Here is a 20,512-nt window from a genome sequence, read left to right as displayed (position 1 = left end):
GCGGCCTCGCGCGCGCGATATCGCTGAGCGAGTGCCGCGCATGCGGCCGTGATCGTCAAGGGGACTTTCGCTGCCGGTAGCGCGCGCGCATCGCCGACCGGCGCAAGTTTGGTTTGATCGGATCAACCGCCTCGTCCGACTGAACGGACTGCTTCAATTGCCTCCGCCATAGAAGGCATTCATGCGATCGATGGTGCCGTCTTGCTGGGCACGCAGTAATTCTTGGTACACCTGCTCGCGAGTTTTACCAACGAGCGCGCCGCTGCCGCTCATGCCACCCGTCGTACCGCCGACGGATTCGGTGGTCATTGCCGCGGTGTTGTCCGAGACCGACGCGTTCGCACCCGCATCGTCGCCCGCCCAAGCCTCGGCGGCGCATAGCGCCAAAACAGCAACGGGAATTGCAATCAGTATCTTCATGGCATTCTCCAACCGGTATTCATGACGGACCGACACTGCACCGTGCGGTGCATCGCGTGTCGGGAATTCGTGCCGCTCTGATCCAGGCACGTCTGAAATACCGGCAGGCCCGTCGTTCTATTCCCTCGGGCGTGCGTCTGTGGCGATGAATTTTTGACCGCGTCGAGACGGGCCGCGATTGCGTCGTGCCGCTACGCCGCGGCCGAGCCAGCCACCCGAACCGATTCGATCCTGAGTCCGATCATGCCCGCAAATGCTCGTGTCCCCGCATGCGAGGCATCGGCATCGGTTATCAGCGTCCACGGTCCTTCGATCGGTGCCCAATGCTGCTGACTGTCGCGATTCAGTTTGTCGGACGTGGCCAGCACGTAGATGTTTGCCGCTTGCCGCATGAGACATTCCTTGAGCCACGCCTGGTCCGCGGTGGCCTCGCACAGCCCGCGGCCGGGTACCACCCCGTCGGCACCCATGAACGCTTTGTCGACACTGATACGGCTCAGCGTCAGTTGGGCAAGCGGCCCAAGCGTACTCATGCTGGGCTCGCGGACCTCGCCACCCACCAGTGTCAGCGGCACGCCAGTCGTTGCCAATGTCTGCACGACGAGCAGATTGTTGGTCACGACATGGATGTCCTTGCGGTTCGCGAGTGCGCGGGCCAGTGCCGCCGTCGTCGTGCCGCTGTCGAGAAAGATGGTGTCGCCTTCAGCGACATGCGCGGCGGCGGCCCGGCCGATCGCTTCTTTTTCCGCTGGAAAGCTATGGCGGCGCTCGTCGAGCGATTCTTCCGGTGCGTGGGTGCTGACGGACGCTGCGCCGCCGTAGGTGCGCAGGATGAGCCGGTTATCGGCCAGCGCGCGCAAATCGCGCCGTACGGTGACTTCGGAAATGCCAAAGTGCTCGCACAGAGCCGAGACTTCGGTCATGCCGTTCAATACGGCTTGCAACATGGCTTCGCGACGACGCGCAACTTTCATGGGGTGCTCAGAGCCGAGACAGGATGCGACGTCGGCATCATACCTGCTCCGTCTTTGCCGCGACCCACTCCTCGGTCACGCAGACATATTTGATGCGCTGGCGGAAGTAGGTGAAGGCCATGTGCAGTCGCCCGTCTCGCGACTGAACGATCGACGGATACGAGAACTCGCGATTGAGCCGATCCGACGAATTGTTGGTCATGCAATAACCGTCGCCCGTTTCCAGGTTGCGCATCGCAGGCCATGAGCGCCCGCCATCGATTGAAATGGCGAGCGTCATCGGTGCGCGCGGCGCGCCCCAGAATGCCGTTCCGCGAGTGGACGCCGACTGCGTCCGCAGCGTTCCGCTGTCTTCCGCGTCGTCGATATCGTCGTAAAGCGATGCGCGCCGGGCCGTGCTGTTCGCTGCACTACTGTTGTTGAACACGAGCGCGAGATGACCGTTCGCAAGCGCTGTGAACTGGATCGAAGAATTGTTGTTCGGCAAGGCGAGCGCGCGCGGTTCGCTCCAGTCGGTACCGTTCGACGAACGGCTCAGGTAGATATGATCGGCCCAGCGGCTGCGAAAAAGCGCAATCATCGTGCCGTCGTTCAGCGGCTGGATATTCATATGCACGCACCCGACACTGCCGGGCACTTCGTGCTCGGACCAACTGCGGCCGTTGTCCACGGAGCGCATCACGACACTGATATCGTCGTTGCCGGACCACCGTTCGCCCGGCGCCACGCGGCACATGAAGACAGGGCACAGCCATGCGCCATCGCTCGCGACGACGATCGGCTGGCGCACGAACGTGCCGGGTCGGTCGAAGAGCGTATCGATGGGTCCCCACGTGTGGCCGTTGTCGTCGGAGATGCGGCGCCGAACGATCGACGTATTCTGATGGCCCGACAACTGCGCCGTGTAGAGCAACCAGAGCTTGCCGTCGGGCGCGGCGAACAGGACGGGGTTTTGCTCGGAGCGTGTCGGGTCGTCAGACAGTTTGACCGGATGGGTCCATGTCGAACTTCCCGCAACGAGCCTCGACAAATAGATCGAGATATCGGGTACGCCTTCCTGCGTGCCACCGAACCAGACGCATAGCAAATCGCCATTCGTCAGCGCGAGTAGATTGGCCGCGTGGCTTTGCACGGTCGCAGCGGGAAGATAGGCATCGAGGCGCCCTGTGTCGCCCGGTGCGGGATGCAGCCGGCCCGGCATGGACGACGCCTCGATGGGCAACGTCGATTGATTCGTCATCGCAGGTCCTGTAAGCGGTGAAGCGGTATCGGGGTATCGGTGTAACGGTGTAACGGTGTAACGACCCGCGCGTCAGCGCAGTGCGGTTTGCCGTTGCGACGACGATGGGATGAGCCGTTCCGCCACCATGACGAGCGCGGGTACGACCAGCGCGATGTACATGTTGTCGAGACCGAACGGATTGCCGAGCAGATACCAGACCGTCGTCGCGAGGGTGGCCAGCACCATCCCGACGATGGCACCGCGGCTGCTGCTGAAGAACGGCAGATAGATGCCGATCAGGGCAACAACGGTGACTGACAGCCTGAGCGCGCGCGTGAAGAACGAGAGCGCCAGAATTTGCGGGACGAACAGCACGAAGATGAGCGGCACGAAACCGACGACGAACGAGATATTCCGTGTCATCTGCAACTCGCGCTCAGGCGTGGGCCGATAACGCGGCACGTAGAAATCCTTGACGATCAGCGATGCGATCGCGAGCGCGACGGTACTGACGCTGACGAAGATCGATGCCACGAGCGAAATCGTCACGAGGCCGGCAAGCAGCGGGTGCATATGCTGCAGAAAAATCGGCAGCGCGTAAAGGCTCTTCATGTTCGGGAACAGGAACTTCGCCGAGACGCCGATGAATCCCAACGCAAGCGCGATCGGCACGCAAAGCGCCGCTGCAATCAAGGTCGAATTCCGGGCTTCGTCCGCGGAGCGTGCGCCGGAGATCGCCTGAATGATGAATTGCGTCGAGAAGATCGCGCCCGCGGTACCGATGACCCACGCGCCGATTTTGCTGCCGCTCAGCGTGCCGTTCCAACTGAAGTAATGGGCCGGCATCGAATGACTCATCGCGCTGATCCCGCCCGTCATCGACCATGCGACCCAGACGAGAACGGCGATGCCGAGCAGCTTGACCGCGCTATGCAGAATCGTCACATAGGCGACGCTCTTCAATCCGCCATAGGCGTAGTAAAGCGTACTGACGACCGCAGTGATCAGCGCGGCGGTTGGCAGATTCACACGCATCACCGTTGCAATGGCGGCCGCGCCGCTGACGTAATTGCCCACGTTCACGATGAACAGCGCATAGATCATGATCGCGGAGACGACGAGCTTGGCCGCGTTGCCGTATTTCTGCGCGATGAAACCCGAAATGGTGAACTCGCCCGAGCGATAAAGCCGCTTCGCCATGAACAGTCCAAAAAGCAGGAAGCCGATGGACGCTGCGATGACGGACCACGACGCCGCGAGGCCCACGCTGAACGCCGCTTGCGAGGTACCGACCGTCGATTTCGCGCCGATGAACTCGGACATCAGAAGAATGGCGACGACGATCGTCGGCATCGAGCGACCGGCCACCATGAATTGCTCGTTTGTCTTGCTGCGCAGCCGCAGGCTGATCCAGGTCGTCACGACGATATAAACGGCAACCATCGCGACGATGACGGCCGTATCCCACACGGTGAATCGGTTCATGAATGTCTCCTGCCGGTTGACTTTATTCGGCGCCAGGTTGGACGCGGCGAGCTGCGCCCAACCTTTGCGTTGCGTTCAAGCCGCCTGAACGGCGCGTCGCGTTGCCAGGTCTTGTGCCTGTTTCAGCGCTTCCAGCATGCTGCGTTCGTCCGCGATACCCTTACCCGCGATGTCGAAGGCGGTGCCATGATCGACGGAGGTGCGAATGACGGGCAGCCCGACCGTCACGTTGACGCCCGCCTCGAGCCCCATCACCTTGACGGGGCCATGGCCCTGATCGTGGTACATCGCGACGACGACATCGAAATCGCCTCGTCCCGCCCGGAAGAAAAGCGTATCGGCCGGCAGCGGACCTTCCACATTCCATCCGCGTTCGCGCAGCACCTCGATCGCAGGCATGATCTTTTCCTCTTCTTCGCCGTAGCCGAACAGGCCATTCTCGCCCGCGTGCGGATTGATTCCGCACACGCCGATGCGCGGCTCGTCGATCCCCGCACGTACCAGCGTGTCGTGAGCCCGCTCGATGGTGCGCTGAACGAGGCCCGGCTCGATGCGCGCGATGGCGTCGAGAAGCCCGATATGCGTCGTGACGTGAATGACGCGCAGGCGTGGCGCGACGAGCATCATCGACACTTCGGGAATGCCGGTCAGATGCGCGAGCATTTCGGTGTGGCCCGGGAAAAGATGGCCGCCGGCATGCAGGGCTTCCTTGTTCAACGGTGCCGTACAGATGGCGTCGAGCGCACCCGACGAGGTCAGCGCTACCGTGCGCGCGATATAGCGGTAGGCCGCATCGCCCGCGATGGCCGAGAGCTTGCCGTAGGGCAGATCGGGTGGGATCAGGCCGAGATCGATGCAATCGACCTCGCCGAAAGCGAAGCGCGCTTCGCTCGGTTCGGCGATGGCGCGAACGCGCAATTCGACGCCGACGCGTTGTCCCGCATCGACGAGGCGCTTGGCATCGCCGATGACGAGCGGCCGGCAGCCGTCGTACACGGAACGATGCGCGAGGCTCTTCATGATGATCTCGGGTCCCACGCCGGCAGCATCGCCCATCGTGATGCCGATTACCGGACGATATGTCATGGTTTCCTCTTCGGTGAATGATGGCGATGCCAAGGCACCCTCCTCTCGAAAGGCGACGAGCCGGCGCCAGGCTCGGTAAAGTGTGTCGGGCTCGCCGAAGCCGCCGGCCTTCGTGACGACGGGCAGACCGCGGCATTCGCCCTCGTCCGCCACAAGCAGCGCGACGCCCGACTCGAGTTCCTCGGCGACGGCGAGCGAGCGCACGCCCATTGCCGAAAGCAGGGCGCGCGCGGTCTCGCCGCCGGTGACGAGGAGCGCTGCCGCGTGAACTGCCGCGGGCACGAGATGGGCAGCCAGATGATTGACGAAGCGCGCACCGTCGGCAGCATCGAGCCGCTGATCCTGCCCGAGCGAGACGACGACATGGCGTCCTGCCGCCAATGCCTGCCCGACACGATCGGCCAGTGCGAGGGCGTCGGGATGGGCCGGCTCGGTCAGTGCCGTAGCGTCGATGTCGATGCGTTCGATCGAGCCGGCTGCATTGGCCTGCAGCATGGCGACTTGACGATGGGACACACTGGACATGCTGCCCACGACGACGAGTACCCCGCGCGGCGATCGATGCAGTCCCGATCGGAGCGCAGCCGAGCCCGGCAGGGTTTCGATGGAAGGTGCGGGAGGTACGGACGGTGCGGAAGGTGCCGTGCTCGCACTCGCTTCGCAAAGCGCTTCGAAGAGCGGCGCGGCCAACCCCGCGGAACCGACCCAGAACACTTGATCGAGCGCTATCGAAGCTTGTGCGATACAACGCAGATCGTCATCCGTCTCCGCATCGCAGACGACGGCCTGCACGCCGCTCGTTCGATGCGAAGCCAGCGTCGCAGCGAGCTCGGTCGGCCCGTTGCGAATGCCGGACAGGCCGACGGTCGCCACGCGCAGGCCCGCAACGGACAGCATCGCTTGCAAATCGCCCTTGCCGACGATGCCTTCGTTGCGCCAGAGCTCAGACTCTTCGACCGGCACACCGAACACCATTTGTCGTGCGTTACGCGTGGTGCGTCCCGCGTGCGGGAACGCAGGTGCGACGATGGCCATGCCTGCACGATCGGTCAGCGCACAGATCTCGGCGGCAATATTGCCGCGCAGCGTCGAGTCGATCTTTTTGAAAAGACGCCGGCCGGCGCCGAATACCTGCCATGTCTCGGTGGTGACGGCCATTGCTTCCGATGCGACCAATCGACGCGAATCGGTATCGACCGCCAACACATCGACGTGTTCGTTCGCGGCAAGCGGAGACGCCGATGGCGCTGAATTCGTTGCGCCATGGGCGTCGAGCACGACGCGCGCACGCATCGCGCAGCGGACGCAGGCAACGGCGCTGTCGGCCGTGCCGGACAGATCGTCGCCGACGACGAGGAGTTTCGGCGCCTGCCGTTGCGCGGACGAACTCATGGCAGCAGCCGCTTGTAAATCCCCTTGATGTCTTCGAGATCGAGGGGTTTGGGGTTGTTGCCGAGCAGCCGCTTCACTTTGAGTGCGGCTTCGGCCAGCGGCTGCAAATCGGCTTCCGATACACCGAACGCGCGCAAATCCTGCGGGATGGCCATGACCTCGGTCCAGGTGCCGATCGATGCGAGCAGGCTGTCGGCTGCCGCCGCGTCGTCATCGCCATGAACGGACAGTCCAAGCGCGCGCGCCACGTTGGCAAGGCGCCCGACGATCGCATCGCGATTGAATCGCATGACGTGCGGCAACAGCATCGAATTCGCGACACCGTGCGTGATATTGAACATCCCGCCGAGCGGGTAGGCGAGCGCATGCACGGCTGCGGTCCCCGCGGCCGTGAGGGCGAGACCGCCGTACATCGATCCGAGCAGCATCGCCTCGCGCGCTGCAAGCGAGCTGCCGTTCCGATAAGCGTCGACGATGTTCGCACCGATCAGGCGCATCGATTCCATCGCATACATATCGCTGATCGGATTGGCCTTCGTCGAGATATAGGATTCGAGCGCGTGAATGAATGCGTCCATCCCGGTTGCCGCGGTAATCGGCTGCGGCAGACCGAGCGTGAGCGTCGCATCGAGGATCACCACTTGCGGCAGCAGATGACGGCTCACGATGCCCACCTTGAGCGCCTCGTCCGGTAGCGTGACGATGGCATTGGGCGTGACTTCGGAGCCGGTGCCGGCGGTCGTCGGCACGAGAATCAGCGGGATGCCGGGCGAGCCGATGCGATCGACGCCAAGCCAGTCGCGCAACGGCTCGCGATTCGTCATGCGCGCCGCGAAGAGCTTCGCCGCATCGAGCACGCTGCCGCCGCCGATCGACAAGACCGCGTCGGGCGCGAACGGCGCGATCTGCTCGCCGAAGACGGTCTCGACGTTTTCGATAGTCGGCTCGGGCTCGACATCGCGTACCGTCAGGACCTGGATATCCTTCGATTCGAGCGCCGCGACGACGCGCGCAGCGACACCGTTGCGTTCCATGGCCGGCTGCGTGATGAAGGCGACGCGGCGGATAGGACGCTCGAGCAGGGCGAGCTTCTCGGGCAACTGCTCGAGGCTGCCGGCTCCGTGCACGATGTGCCTGACTGTTTGGAAGTGGTAAGCCGGGTTCATAGGGGGGCCAAGGATTTTCGGATCGGATGAGGGCGTGAAGACTGTCTGTCAATCCATGCGCGGATAGTGCTCGATCGCTTTCGCGAGCCGCTCGCGGGCCGCTGCATCGAGCGGTTGCGCGGGCGAGCGCGCCGGTCCTGCAGGCATCCCGAGCATCTGCGCGGCGGTCTTCAACACGACGGGCAACGTCCCCAGCGCGAACGCTTCGCGCAATGCGCGCAGCGATTCCTGCGCCCGCCGCGCAGCCGCGATGTCGCCACGTTGAAAGTTGTTCCAAATCGACATGACAACGCCGGGCACGGCGTTCGTGGTGGCGGCAACCGCGCCATCGCCGCCTGCGATCAATGTCCACAGGATCATCGAGTCGGTGCCCGTGAACACGGCAAAGTCGTCGCGGCGCAACGCGATCAATTGCAAGAGCCGATCGAAATCTCCGCCGCTGTCCTTGATGCCGCGAATGTTGGGAATGTCGGCCAGACGCCGAACGGTATCCACATTCAACGTAACGCCCGCTTTGGCCGGAATCGTATAGAGCATGACGGGCAGCGCAGTGGCGCGCGCGATGCGTTCGTAATGCGTGAACAGCTCCGCCTGCGTGGCACCGTTGAAATAGGGCGTAATGACCGACACGGCGTCCACGCCGACGTCTTCCATCTTGCGATTGAGCGCGATGACATCGCGCGTGGCGTAGGCGCCGGTGCCGGCAATGACGGGCACGCGCGAACGTGCCTGATCCACGGCAATGCGCGCGATCCGAAGCTTCTCCGGTTCCGAGAGCGAAATGAACTCGCCATTGGTACCCAGCACGAAAAGACCGTGTACGCCCGCCTCGATGAGCTTGTCGACGAGCGTCCGGAGTCCTTGCTCGTCGATTTCTTCGTCCGGCGTCATCGGTGTGATCAGCGCGGGCACGATTCCTTTGAATGCCACTGATATATCTCCTGCTCGATGGTGCGCCCGATCGCGGGTGCATTGTTTTGATCGGTTCGGTCAATTTGAGGCCGGGCATGGGAGGAACGACGCGCTAGCGAGCGCTGAGGCGGCCATCGCCGGTGATCGATGCAAGCATGTTAGACGACCGGATCGGTCGTTTCAACTCTGTGTAAACCCTTATTTTGATCGAATCGATCAAATTGATGTGCGTTTCTCCGGAGGAACGGCGCGGCCTTGCGCGAGGCGTTACGGAGCCGGAGACTTGTGTCGCGCCCGCTCGGTGACCTATTCTCGACTGTTGGCTATTCGGAGGGCGAGCATGGACCGGCTACAGGCGATGGAAGTCTTTACCCGCGTGGTGGAGGCGAACAGCTTCACGCGGGCGGCGGAAACGCTGCGCATACCGCGCGCGACCGTCACGACCGTCATTCAGAATCTCGAGGCGGTGCTGGGCGTGCGTTTGATGAATCGCACGACACGGCGGCTGGCGCTCACCTCGGACGGCGCGGCTTACTACGAGCACTGCATCAAGATTCTTGCGGAGATCGCGGAGACCGACGCGAGCTTTCAGGTGGGCAATCGCAAACCGGGCGGCATGCTGCGCGTCCATATGCCGGGCGCGCTCGGGCGGCGGCTCGTGATTCCGGCGTTGCCGCTCTTTCACCAGCGCTATCCGGACATCACGCTCGATCTCGGGTTGTCGGACCGTGCCGTCGATCCGGTCGAAGAGGGCGTCGATTGCATGATTCGAATCGGCCCGCTCGAGGATTCTTCGATGGTGGCGCGTCGCATCGGGATGTTGCGGCGGGTCACATGCGCATCGTCGGGTTATCTCGAGCGCTATGGCGCGCCGCAAAGCATCGCCGATCTCGTTTCGCATCGTGCCGTCAACTACCGCGCGAGCCATGACGGACGCGCCGTGCCGTGGGTGTTTCTGATCGACGGCAAGCCGGTGGAAGTGAAGATGAATGGCGTTGTCACGGTCAACGATTCGGATGCCTATGTCACCTGCGGCCTGGAAGGATTCGGCCTGATTCAGCCGACGCTTTTCATGGTGTTGCCGCATCTGATCGACGGCTCGTTGAAAGAAGTCTTGCCCGATTGCAATCCGAAGCCAAAGCCCATTTCGATCGTTTATCCGCATAACCGGCATTTGTCCGCGAAAGTGCGCGTATTTGCGGAGTGGATCGCCGAGCTCTTCGAATCGACGCCCGCGTTGGAAGGCGGGGAGCCTTGGCGTTCCGCGGTGAACAATCGGACGGCCAAGCACGACAGGGGGCAGTTGGTGGCGTGACGCGCGTGCGCATGGCCCGGAACCGGAGCGAAGCGCCCCCGGTAATATGGTCGTCATGATCCGCCCCGAAAATCGGGGCGGGTTGGACCGTCCATATTCGCCGCCGCGCATTGCATTGGGAGAATCGCCATGAAGGAAGAGGATCGGAGATCCGACACGTTCGCGCTCGACGAGCGGCAGCGCCGTCTCCACGAGGACCTCATCGACGCCTACGACGAAGAAGTCGAAATGGAAGTGGACGACCGGCTTCTTGACGGTGCGGGCGTGCTTTCGCCCGAAGCACGCGAGGCGCGCAAGCACTATTTTCGCGAGCTGTTCCGGTTGCAGGGAGAACTGGTCAAGCTGCAGGACTGGATCGTGGCAACGGGCCATCGCCTGGTCGTCATCTTCGAAGGACGCGATGCGGCCGGCAAGGGCGGCGCGATCAAACGCATTACGCAGCGGCTCAATCCGCGCGTGTGCCGTGTGGCTGCCTTGCCTGCGCCGAGCGACCGCGAGCGCACGCAATGGTATTTTCAGCGTTACGTGGCCCATCTTCCGGCCGGCGGCGAAATGGTGCTGTTCGATCGGAGCTGGTACAACCGCGCGGGTGTCGAGCGCGTCATGGGATTTTGCGACGATGACGAGTGCGAAGAGTTTTATCGCTCCGTGCCGGAATTCGAAAAGATGCTCGTGAGAAGCGGTATCCAGATCCTAAAATACTGGTTCTCGATTACCGACGAAGAGCAGGAAATCCGCTTTCAGGCGCGCATCAAAGACCCGCTCAAACAATGGAAGCTGAGCCCGATGGACCTCGAGAGCCGGCGCCGTTGGGAAGCCTATACGCAGGCGAAGGAAGTGATGCTGCAGCGCTCGCATATTCCGGAGGCGCGCTGGTGGGTGGTCCAAGCCGTCGACAAGAAACGCGCACGCCTGAACTGCATCCATCATCTACTGAGCCAGGTGCCGTACCAGGAGGTCGAGCACCCGGCCGTTACGCTGCCGGAGCGTGTCTACAACGAGGACTACATTCGAAATCCCGTCCCGGCTGACATGATCGTGCCTGAGATCTATTGAACGAGGCAGCGCGGCACGAGGCGCTGCGTCGAGCGACGAACGGCATACGGCGCTTGCTCAAGCTCCGCCGTAGGGTCGCGTAATGATCTCGAGGAAGTGGCCGTTCGGATCTTCGAAATACGCGCCGCGGCCGCCGTCGTTCGTGTTGATCTCGCCCTCGCGCCGCTGGGCGGGATCGGCCCAGTACCGCAGCTTGCGGGCCCGTATGCGTCCCATGATTTCGTCGAATTCGGTCTCGCTGACAAGGAACGCATAGTGCTGCGAGGCGGGCCGTTTGCCGGATGTCAGAAAGTCCATCGTCACGCCGTTGCTGAGCCGCACGGCGAGAAACGGGCCGAACGCAGTCGGCGCGGGGAGCCCTAGAATCTCCGTCAAAAACGCCGCCGACGCATCCCTGTCCTGCGCGTAGACGATAGTGTGATTGAGCGCCACGCTCATCGCCGCTACCTCCTTTCAGCATCGATATCGGTCAAAGGCTTCAACTCGCCAAGCACCGTCGGCAGCAGCTCCGATACCGTCGGATGAATATGCATCGCACGCTGCATGACGGTGTAGGGCGCTTTGGCATACATCGTATCGAGCACGCAATGAATGGCCTCGTCGCCACCGACGCCCAGAATCGCCGCCCCGAGGATTTCTTTCGTATCGGCATCGACGACGATTTTCATGAAACCCTGGGTTTCTCCCTTTTCGACGGCACGCCCCACGCGCTCCATCGGCCGCATGCCGATGAGCGCCTTGCGGCCCGCGCGGCGGATTTCCTCGAGCGTCATGCCGGCGCGGCCGAGAGGTGGGTCGATGAACAGGCCATAGGCCGTAATCCGGTCGCGCACGCTACGGTTGTCGCCATTGAGCAGATTGTCGGCGACGATCTCGTAGTCGTTGTACGACGTATGCGTAAAAGCCCCGCGGCCATTGCAGTCGCCGAGCGCCCAGACGTGCGGAACAGCCGTCTGAAGCCGGTCGTCGACGGTGATGTAGCCGCGTTCGTCGACGGCGATACCGGCCCGATCGAGCCCGAGGTCGTCGGTATTCGGTTTGCGTCCGACCGCGACGAGCAAATGCGAGCCGACGATCTCGCGCTTGCCGCCTTGGCAGTCGAGCTTGACTGCAATGTGCGCGCCGCGCTTTTCCACTGCCATACACTCGGCATGCAGTTCGATCCCAATGCTTTCTTTCGCCAAAATATCGCGCACCGCTGAAGAGACGTCCTCGTCTTCGCGGCCGATCAGGCGCGGGCCTTTTTCAACGACCGTGACGTTACTGCCGAAGCGCCGATACATTTGAGCGAATTCGAGGCCGATATAGCTGCCGCCGATAATGATCAGGTGTTCGGGCAGAAAGTCGACGTCCATCATCGTGGAATTGGTCAGAAAGTCGACTTGGTCGAGCCCCGGCATAGGGGGAATGAAGGGACGAGTGCCCACGTTGACGAAAATGCGCTCGGCACTGAGCACGCGGTCGCCGACGCGCACGCTATTGGCCGATTCGAAGCGGGCGTGCCCTTCGAGGACGGTGCAACCCTCGAGCCCTTTCAACCATTTCTCGACATTGGTCCTCGATTTGCCGGATATCTGGTCTTTGCGGGCCTTGACGCGACGCATATCGACATCGATCGTTCCGCCGATATCGACACCGAAATCCGCGGCGCAACGGGCCAGATGCGCGGCGTAGGCGCTGGCAACCAATGCCTTGGTCGGGATGCAGCCAGTGTTCACGCACGTGCCGCCGAAAAGATTGCGCTCGGCGATCGCAACGCGCATACCGGCCGACGAAAGCCGCGCCGCCAGCGCGGGCCCGGATTGACCTGTGCCGATGATGACGGCGTCGAATCGATCGGTCATGCTGGCCTCCGCGTATCGCATGGACGAAACATCGTCCCATCATAGGCGAAGCATCGGCGCTTTGCCGGCTTGCGCGCAGGCGTCGGCACTCAAAACGAAAACACGTCGGACACGATCTGCCTCAGCCATTGATTGGCGGGTTCGCGATGGTTTTTTGCGTGCCAGAGTACGTTGATCACGATATCGGGAATTTTCACGGGGCACGGTGCCGATTCGAGACCGAACGGCGCGAGCGTCCTGTCCGCGTAGGCCTGCGGCACCACCGCGATGAGATCGGTGTTTTGCAGGATGTGCCCTACCGCGACGAAGTGCGGAACGCGCAAGCGGACGTCCCGCACGATGCCCGCGCGCTGAATGACCTCGTCCACCATCCCGTGCCCGGTACCTTGCGCGACGACAGCGACGTGATGCGCCGCACGGAACGCTTTCAGCGTCATACCGTCTTCCGCCAGCGGGTGCCGTTTGCGATACAGGCAGACATAACGCTGACGAAACAGTCGTCTTTGAAAGAACCCGGTCTTCAGGCCCGGGACGAATCCGATCGCCAGATCGATCTGCCCGCTTTCCATCAGCTCGTGTAGATCGGGGCGGCTCGTCGGCGTAGTGGAGATCGTCACGCCCGGCGCCGTCAGCGCCAGCCGCTTCATCAGTTCGGGCAGGAAATAGATCTCCCCGATGTCCGTCATGGCAATCGAGAAATCGCGGCGGCTCGTTCCCGGATCGAACGTCACCTTTTCGTTGAGCGACGTATGGATCGCGCCGAGCGCATAGCCCACCGGCTCCGCCAACCGTTCCGCGAACGGTGTCGGCGCCATTCCTTTGGCGGTGCGCAGGAAAAGCTCGTCGCCCAAAAGGCGCCTGAGCCGATTCAACGCATTGCTGACCGCCGGCTGCGACACGTCGAGACTCTCGGCGACGGCGGACACGCGCCGCAGCCGCAATAGCTCGTTGAATACGACGAGCAGGTTCAGATCGATGTCCCGCAGCTCCATGCCATCCCCATGCGTTATCACTGAAATTGATACAGGATATTCACCCGTTTCTATTTATCAATACTAACGGCGCGCGCACTATCTCGCCATACCGAACGATATCTGGAGACGAGCACTGCCATGGAAGTCGCCGTTTTGCCGCTGCAGCGCACCATCGCCGCCGAGCCCGGAGCCAACCTGTTGGACACGCTGCGCGAGCATGGCATCCCCGTTTCGTACAGCTGCATGGCGGGCCGGTGCGGCACCTGTCGATGCAAGGTGGTCGGCGGAAAAGTGATCGAGGCGGGCCCCGAGCAAGCGCGCGCGCCGATGGGCGCCGGGGACTCCGTGCTCGCCTGTCAGGCGACGCTCGTCGAAAGCTGTGCCATCGAAATCCCCGAACCGGACGAGATCGTCGTGCATCCCGCGCGTATCGTCAAATCGACGGTCGTGGGCCTGGAACGCGTCACGCACGATATCGTGCGTCTGCGGCTGGCGCTGGCGAAGCCGCTTCAATTCTCGCCGGGGCAATACGCGACACTGCAGTTCGCGCCGGATCTGAGTCGGCCCTATTCGATGGCCTGTACCGATTCGGCGAACGAACTCGAGTTTCATATCCGCGTGGTGCCCGACGGCCGCGTGACGTCCTATGTCGCATCGACGCTGAAACTCGGCGATACGGTCCGCGTCAGCGGCCCAATGGGCACCGCGTATCTGCGTCGCAAGCACGAGGGGTCGATGATCTGCATCGCGGGCGGAACCGGGCTCGCCCCGGTGCTCTCGATCGTCCGCGGCGCGATCGCCGCCGGAATGACGAACCCCATTCATTTGTACTTTGGCGTGCGCTCGTCGGCCGATGTCTATGGCACGGAGTGGCTCGACGCATTGAAAGCCGAATATCCGCCGCTGCGCAGCCATATCGTCGTCGCCTCCTCGTCCGAACCCGTGGCAAAGAGCGGGCGAGCCGGCGTCGTCACGCATGCGATCGATGAAGACTGGAAAGAGATGAGCGGCTGGCGCGCCTACGTCGCCGGCTCGCCACTGATGGTCGACGCAGCCACGCTCGTGCTCGCGCGCAAAGGCATCGCGCGCGAACACATCTACGCCGATGCCTTTTACCCCAGCGGCGTTTGATCGATGAAACGTGCCGACGCAGTGGCGCCGGACGGCAACGAGGAAATATGGGTATCCGCGTAAAGAGACAGGAGACGACGATGGCGGACAGCATGAAGCGATCCCACCCAGCCTGGGGTTCGGAAGGATCGAGTCGCATTCCCTTTTGGGCTTACACCGATGCCGACATTTATCGGCGGGAACTCGACCGGTTCTTTTATTCGGGCCATTGGTGCTACATCGGCCTCGAGGCGGAAATCCCGAACGCGGGCGATTTCAAACGGACTGCCGTCGGCGAGCGCTCGGTTATCGCGACGCGTTCGGCGGACGGCGAGGTGCATGTCGTCGAAAACGTCTGCGCGCACCGGGGCGCGCAGTTCTGCCGCGAAAAGTTCGGCAACCGCAAGGACCTGACGTGCCCGTATCACCAGTGGAACTACGACCTCAAGGGCAACCTGGTGGGCGTACCGTTTCGCCGGGGCGTCAAACAGGACGGGAAGATCAACGGCGGTATGCCGGCCGATTTCGATCCGAAGGAGCACGGGCTCACGAAGCTGAAGGTCGCCTGCCGCAACGGCGTGATCTTCGCATCGTTCGATCACGACGTGCAGCCGCTCGAGGACTATCTCGGTCCGACCATTTCGCGATATTTCGATCGGCTCTTCGATGGCCGCAAGCTGACTGTGCTCGGCTACAACCGTCAGCGTATCCCCGGAAACTGGAAATTGATGCAGGAAAACATCAAGGACCCGTATCACCCCGGCCTGCTGCATACCTGGTTCGTCACATTCGGCCTTTGGCGGGCCGACAACAAGTCCGAACTGCGGATGGACGAGCACTTCCGGCACGCCGCGATGATTTCGACGCGCGGCGCCGGCGGCAAAGGAGAAGTCACGAGCGGTGTCACGAGCTTCAAGGAGCAGATGGCGCTCAACGACGACCGTGTTCTCGATGTCGTCCATGAACCGTGGTGGGGTGGGCCCACCGCCGTCCTGATGACGATTTTCCCGAGCGTCATCATCCAGCAGCAGGTCAACTCGGTCTCGACGCGGCATATCCAGCCAGTCGGGCCCGATGCGTTCGACTTCGTCTGGACCCACTTCGGATTCGAAGACGATCCCCCCGAGATGACGCAGCGCCGTTTGCGGCAGGCGAATCTGTTCGGTCCCGCCGGCTTCGTTTCCGCCGACGACGGCGAGGTCATCGAATTTTCGCAGGAGGCATTTTCGAAGAAGCGAAACCATCGGACGCTCGCGGAGCTCGGCGGGCGCGGCGTCGAAGAGGCCGAGCACATGGTGACCGAGACGCTGATTCGCGGGATGTATGACTACTGGCGCCGCGTGATGGAGGTTTGAAATGCTGGACTTCGAAACTTTTCAAGCGGTCCTCGCGCTTTATGCCGACTATGCGGCGGTACTCGATAGCGGCAACTGGGACAAATGGCCCGGGTTCTTCACCGAAGACTGTAGCTACAAGCTTCAACCGCGCGAGAACCACGAACGCAATCTGCCGCTTGCGACGCTTTCGTTCGAAAGCCGGGGCATGCTGAAGGATCGCGTCTACGGGATTTCCGAAACGATCTTTCACGATCCGTATTACCAACGCCATATCGTGAGCATTCCGCGCATCGTTCGCGCGGATCCGCAACGAATCGAGACCGAAGCGAATTACGTGGTGTTTCGTACGAAGCCCGATGGCATGACGACGCCGTTCAACGCGGGCAGATACCTCGATGTCATTCGCCGCACGGCCGATGGACTGAAGTTCGAATCGAAGCTTTGCGTCTTCGACAGCGAAATGATTCCGAATTCAATCATTTATCCCATTTGAGGCGAACCATGGCGGCACAATGGACGAAAGTCATTTCCATCGCAGAGCTTCCAGCCGACGACGTATCGGTGGTCACGCTCGAGAAACGGGAGCTCGCGCTCTATCGTATTGGCAGCGCGGTCTACGCTACGGACAATCTTTGCACCCACGGCAATGCCCGCTTGTGCGACGGATTTCTCGACGGACATGAGATCGAATGCCCGCTTCATCAAGGCAAGTTCGATGTTCGCACCGGACGCGCGATGTGCGAGCCGCTCACCGAGGATATCGCGACCTATCCCGTCGAGCTGCGGGGCGACGACGTTTACGTCGAAGTATGAGCGCCTCGTAAAACGATTCGATCGGCGCGCAGCGACATCGCGCCTGTCCAGACTCAGACTCATAAAACACTAGGCAACATCTGGAGGAGACATAGCTATGCAATCGCACACTGCGAGTGTGGACGTGCGCGCGTGGATGGACGCGCAACGTTTTTCGCCATTCCAATGGTGGGTTCTTATTTTGTCGTTCTGCGTCGTCGCCGTGGATGGCCTCGATACCGCATGTGTCGGCTTCATCGCGCCGGCATTGAGACAGGCGTGGCACATTGGGCCTTCGGTGCTCGGCATGCTGTTCGGTGCCGGCCTTGCAGGCTTGATGATAGGGGCGTTCGTATTCGGACCGGTCGCCGACAAAATCGGGCGTAAAAGAACGTTGATTGCGTGCGTCGCCTTCTTCGGTCTCGCAAGCCTCGGATGCGCCCGCGCTCCGACGATCGAATCGCTGATCGCGCTGCGCTTCGTCACCGGTCTGGGGCTTGGCGGAGCGATGCCGAATGCCATTGCGTTGACGTCCGAGTATTGTCCGCAAAGCCGGAAATCCTTCCTGACCACAGTGATGTTCTGCGGTTTCACACTGGGTTCCGGCTTGGGCGGCGTGCTGTCGGCGCATCTCGTGCCCGAGTATGGGTGGCGCGCTGTGCTCATTGCCGGAGGCGTCCTTCCGCTTGCGCTCGTGCCCGTTCTGATCGTGTCGTTACCGGAGTCGGTTCGTTATCTCGTGGCCGCAGGCGAAAAGTCCGAGCGCGTCGCGAGTTTGCTTGCGCGCATCGCCAAGCATGAATTCACCGAAAAGACGAGATTCGTCCTGGCCGAGGCGAAGGCGGAAGGATCGCCGGTGCGCCAATTATTTGCCAATGGGTTTCGCGCAGGGACGCTGCTGCTGTGGTGCATCTTCTTCATGAGCTTGTTGATCGTCTATCTGATGACGAACTGGCTTCCCACGATCGCACATAACGCCGGCATGAGCTTGGCCGACGCTTCTCGTTTGATGATGCTCTATCAGATCGGTGGAACCATCGGTGCGGTGGCGATCGGCAAGACGATGGATCGGATCAAGCCACCCGTCGTACTCGGTGCGGCTTATGGCGCAGGCGCGCTGCTGATTGCGGCGCTGGGCCACGCGCAGGGCATGCCGTTGATGCTCGCGGTAACGGGAGTCGGTTTTTGCATCAGCGGTTCGCAGATCGGCGCGAATGCTTACGCGGCTCAATACTATCCGACCGAAAGCCGTGTGACGGGCATCAGCTGGGCGTTGGGTGTCGGACGTCTGGGATCGATCGTCGGATCGCTATCGGGCGGCTTGTTGCTCGCCATGAACATTTCGCAATCCTCATTGTTCATGCTTGCCGCCGTCCCCGCGCTGCTGGCTTCGCTAGCGGCGTTTCGTTGCTACCCCCGGGAGCCTGAAGGCATCGCGGCAGTAACGACATGACAACTGTCTGAGGTATCATCGGGCCTGCTTCGGACTTGAGTTCCGATCGTCTGCGCGCTTTGGGGCGCGTGACAGTTGAATGTCGACAATAACTCAGGGGAAGTCATGCGCCTTGCGGGGCTTTGCATCGGGGCCGTTGCCGCGACGGGGCTCGCAGCCTGCGGCGGAGGCGGATCGTCATCGGTCGCCGACGCGTCGTCGGCCGCCGCGGGTTCCGTCGTGGCGTCTTCCGCGGCGAGCACTTCGTCGGGAGGCGCTTCGGCTGCGACGGCATCGGCCGCGACGCACTGGATGCCGGTACAGACCGACACGTGGCAGTGGCAGCTGACCGGCGCAATCGATACCAGTTATCAAGTCGGCGTCTACGACATCGATCTTTTCGACGCACCGCAATCGGTCATCGACAGTTTGAAGGCGCAGGGTCGCAGGGTGGTTTGCTATTTTTCGGCAGGCACCGCGGAAAACTGGCGGCCCGACTACTCGCGATTCCTGCCGTCCGATCTTGGCAACAGCGTGCAAGGGTGGTCCGGTGAACGCTGGGTCGATACGCGATCGACGAACGTGCGCAACATCATGTCGGCACGGCTCGATCTGGCCGTCAGCAAAGGGTGTGATGGCGTCGAGCCCGATAACGTGGACGGTTACACGAACAACCCCGGATTACCGCTCGACAGCTCGACGCAAGCCGACTTCAACCTCTTCATCGCAAACGCCGCGCATGCGCGGCACTTGGCTGTTGCGCTGAAGAACGACATCGAGCAATTAGGCGCGTTGGGTGCGAGTTTCGACTTTGCAGTCAACGAGCAATGCCACGCTTTTAACGAGTGCAGTGCCTATGGCGCATTCCTGGCCTCGGGTAAAGCCGTTTTCAATGCCGAATACGCGTCGAAGTACGTGCAAAACACGGGCGGCGCGCGCGATCAGCTTTGCCAGACCGCGAAAACCGAGCGCCTCCGCACGCTGGTGTTACCGCAGGCCCTCAACGACAGTTTCCGCTTCAGTTGCGATTGAGGGCCGCTGCGGCGGCGCGCACGCTCAGTGATATCCGAACATCGACCGTTTATTCATATCCGGTGTCATCGCGGGCATGGTATGTCCGGTTTCCGCAGTGCCCGTCGCCGTTCCGCCGACGTCGGTCGCCGATGCGTCGTTCATGCCGTTGTGCTTTGCGGCGACGCGCGCTTCGGCAGCCTGAATCTCGGCCGGATAGGTTCCCCGATTGCCATGCGCCGGGTTATAGCCGGCATGCTCGAGCTCGATCAACTGAGCCCGTACCTGATCGCGCGTCACCGGCCCATTGGATGTTTGAGCGAATGAAAGGGCCGGCACGACGAGTGTGATGGCAATGGCGGTGGTTTTGACGATGGCTTTCATGGTGCGACCTCCCGATCTGTTTGCCAGTTGCGCGCAAGATCGTTCGCGCTCGGCAATATCAGCGTAGGGCGCCAATCTTAAGGATGGCTTAGTCGAAAGCGGTCAATCGCCACGGGTCCGTTTGCCGGGGGCTTCGCGCGGCGGCCGCGCGCCGCGTTTGCCGAGCAGGCTCAGCAGATGGCCGCCCCAAAAAAGGAGTGCGACGATGGCAAAAATCAGACAAACACCCACAAGGAGCTTGATCACGATCATATCGGTCGGTGCGCGAGGTTATTGTCAGCGTAATGATATGCCTGCTTGCGACTCCTTTCCCAAAACGCATGAGCGCCCCGTCCGGCGCGGGTCACGGCGCCATGACCGTCGATCGAAGGAGTGCCGGACAACGCGAACGGCTCCCTAAAGCAACGCCTGCCCGGTGTCGATATGGAGGGAAGGCTTGTTGCCGTAACGGCGAACGTGCGGTCGGGTTTCCTCGGGGTGTTATCGAAGTCAACCGGATGCATCCTTCCAGCGTTTGTTAGATCACAATTTGCTACATCGATCGGTAAAGGGGCTTGATCGCTCTTCTCGACGGTCGGCGACAGGCGTCAGTGCTGTCGC

The 20,512-nt window shown here is 62.0% G+C and carries 20 protein-coding genes; 8 read left to right on the top strand and 12 right to left on the bottom strand.

The features are described from left to right. Positions 1 to 153: 153 nt before the first annotated feature. From VGL01_RS01910 to dapA, 7 genes are all read right to left on the bottom strand, one after another. A complete protein-coding gene (locus VGL01_RS01910) occupies positions 154 to 420 on the bottom strand; it encodes a hypothetical protein (RefSeq protein ID WP_331566501.1) in 267 nt (88 codons plus the stop codon). 191 nt (positions 421 to 611) lie between these two features. Beyond that, a complete protein-coding gene (locus tag VGL01_RS01905) occupies positions 612 to 1,394 on the bottom strand; it encodes a DeoR/GlpR family DNA-binding transcription regulator (RefSeq protein WP_331566499.1) in 783 nt (260 codons plus the stop codon). Between the two features lie 37 nt (positions 1,395 to 1,431). Further along, positions 1,432 to 2,634, bottom strand: a complete 1,203-nt coding sequence (locus VGL01_RS01900; protein WP_414720148.1) for a sialidase family protein — start codon at positions 2,632 to 2,634, stop codon at positions 1,432 to 1,434. Between the two features lie 72 nt (positions 2,635 to 2,706). Next, complete coding sequence (locus VGL01_RS01895) at positions 2,707 to 4,101, bottom strand: sodium:solute symporter family protein (RefSeq protein WP_331566498.1); 1,395 nt, start codon at positions 4,099 to 4,101, stop codon at positions 2,707 to 2,709. 75 nt (positions 4,102 to 4,176) lie between these two features. Further along, entirely contained in the window at positions 4,177 to 6,579 is a 2,403-nt protein-coding gene (pdxA, locus tag VGL01_RS01890; protein WP_331566496.1) for a 4-hydroxythreonine-4-phosphate dehydrogenase PdxA, read from the bottom strand. Then, the gene (locus VGL01_RS01885) at positions 6,576 to 7,745 is read right to left on the bottom strand and encodes an iron-containing alcohol dehydrogenase (RefSeq protein ID WP_331566494.1); all 1,170 of its coding nucleotides are present in this window, start codon (positions 7,743 to 7,745) and stop codon (positions 6,576 to 6,578) included. Before VGL01_RS01885 ends, pdxA begins: the two co-directional genes overlap by 4 nt. 48 nt (positions 7,746 to 7,793) lie before the next feature. Then, positions 7,794 to 8,681 (bottom strand): 4-hydroxy-tetrahydrodipicolinate synthase, encoded by an 888-nt coding sequence (gene dapA, locus VGL01_RS01880; protein ID WP_331566591.1) that lies wholly within the window; start codon positions 8,679 to 8,681, stop codon positions 7,794 to 7,796. Between the two features lie 316 nt (positions 8,682 to 8,997). On the opposite strand from dapA, the gene VGL01_RS01875 reads away from it, so the two are divergent. Both VGL01_RS01875 and ppk2 read left to right on the top strand, forming a co-directional pair. Then, positions 8,998 to 9,972: a LysR family transcriptional regulator gene (locus VGL01_RS01875; protein ID WP_331566492.1), complete on the top strand. Its 975-nt coding sequence runs from the start codon at positions 8,998 to 9,000 to the stop codon at positions 9,970 to 9,972. 129 nt (positions 9,973 to 10,101) lie between these two features. Then, positions 10,102 to 11,028 (top strand): polyphosphate kinase 2, encoded by a 927-nt coding sequence (gene ppk2, locus VGL01_RS01870; protein WP_331566490.1) that lies wholly within the window; start codon positions 10,102 to 10,104, stop codon positions 11,026 to 11,028. A gap of 57 nt (positions 11,029 to 11,085) precedes the next feature. Here ppk2 and VGL01_RS01865 read toward each other — a convergent pair whose 3' ends face one another. From VGL01_RS01865 to VGL01_RS01855, 3 genes are all read right to left on the bottom strand, one after another. Next, positions 11,086 to 11,466, bottom strand: a complete 381-nt coding sequence (locus VGL01_RS01865; protein ID WP_331566488.1) for a VOC family protein — start codon at positions 11,464 to 11,466, stop codon at positions 11,086 to 11,088. Positions 11,467 to 11,471: 5 nt separating this feature from the next. Continuing rightward, on the bottom strand, positions 11,472 to 12,872 hold the full coding sequence (locus VGL01_RS01860; RefSeq protein WP_331566486.1) for an FAD-containing oxidoreductase: 1,401 nt from the start codon (positions 12,870 to 12,872) through the stop codon (positions 11,472 to 11,474). Between the two features lie 89 nt (positions 12,873 to 12,961). Then, complete coding sequence (locus VGL01_RS01855; RefSeq protein ID WP_331566484.1) at positions 12,962 to 13,864, bottom strand: LysR family transcriptional regulator; 903 nt, start codon at positions 13,862 to 13,864, stop codon at positions 12,962 to 12,964. Positions 13,865 to 13,984: 120 nt separating this feature from the next. Here VGL01_RS01855 and VGL01_RS01850 point away from each other — a divergent pair, with 120 nt between their 5' ends. The 6 genes from VGL01_RS01850 to VGL01_RS01825 all read left to right on the top strand — a co-directional run bounded on the left by VGL01_RS01850 (position 13,985) and on the right by VGL01_RS01825 (position 19,549). Beyond that, a complete protein-coding gene (locus VGL01_RS01850; RefSeq protein ID WP_331566482.1) occupies positions 13,985 to 14,977 on the top strand; it encodes a 2Fe-2S iron-sulfur cluster-binding protein in 993 nt (330 codons plus the stop codon). 92 nt (positions 14,978 to 15,069) lie between these two features. After that, positions 15,070 to 16,311 carry an aromatic ring-hydroxylating dioxygenase subunit alpha gene (locus VGL01_RS01845; RefSeq protein ID WP_331566480.1) on the top strand — a complete coding sequence of 414 codons (1,242 nt, stop codon included), beginning with the start codon at positions 15,070 to 15,072 and terminating at the stop codon, positions 16,309 to 16,311. Between the two features lies 1 nt (position 16,312). Continuing rightward, positions 16,313 to 16,786, top strand: a complete 474-nt coding sequence (locus tag VGL01_RS01840; protein ID WP_331566478.1) for an aromatic-ring-hydroxylating dioxygenase subunit beta — start codon at positions 16,313 to 16,315, stop codon at positions 16,784 to 16,786. An 8-nt stretch (positions 16,787 to 16,794) separates the two neighbouring features. Next, complete coding sequence (locus VGL01_RS01835) at positions 16,795 to 17,106, top strand: non-heme iron oxygenase ferredoxin subunit (protein WP_173256721.1); 312 nt, start codon at positions 16,795 to 16,797, stop codon at positions 17,104 to 17,106. Between the two features lie 97 nt (positions 17,107 to 17,203). Continuing rightward, positions 17,204 to 18,538 carry an aromatic acid/H+ symport family MFS transporter gene (locus VGL01_RS01830; protein ID WP_331566476.1) on the top strand — a complete coding sequence of 445 codons (1,335 nt, stop codon included), beginning with the start codon at positions 17,204 to 17,206 and terminating at the stop codon, positions 18,536 to 18,538. Between the two features lie 105 nt (positions 18,539 to 18,643). Then, positions 18,644 to 19,549: an endo alpha-1,4 polygalactosaminidase gene (locus VGL01_RS01825; RefSeq protein WP_414720152.1), complete on the top strand. Its 906-nt coding sequence runs from the start codon at positions 18,644 to 18,646 to the stop codon at positions 19,547 to 19,549. A 24-nt stretch (positions 19,550 to 19,573) separates the two neighbouring features. Here VGL01_RS01825 and VGL01_RS01820 read toward each other — a convergent pair whose 3' ends face one another. Both VGL01_RS01820 and VGL01_RS01815 read right to left on the bottom strand, forming a co-directional pair. Further along, positions 19,574 to 19,912, bottom strand: a complete 339-nt coding sequence (locus VGL01_RS01820; RefSeq protein WP_331566472.1) for a DUF4148 domain-containing protein — start codon at positions 19,910 to 19,912, stop codon at positions 19,574 to 19,576. A gap of 102 nt (positions 19,913 to 20,014) precedes the next feature. Continuing rightward, a complete protein-coding gene (locus VGL01_RS01815) occupies positions 20,015 to 20,164 on the bottom strand; it encodes a hypothetical protein (RefSeq protein ID WP_331566470.1) in 150 nt (49 codons plus the stop codon). Positions 20,165 to 20,512 lie beyond the last annotated feature (348 nt).

The organism is Trinickia sp. (assembly GCF_036503415.1).
Classification (GTDB): domain Bacteria; phylum Pseudomonadota; class Gammaproteobacteria; order Burkholderiales; family Burkholderiaceae; genus Trinickia.
This window is presented reverse-complemented; position numbering and strand designations above follow the sequence as displayed.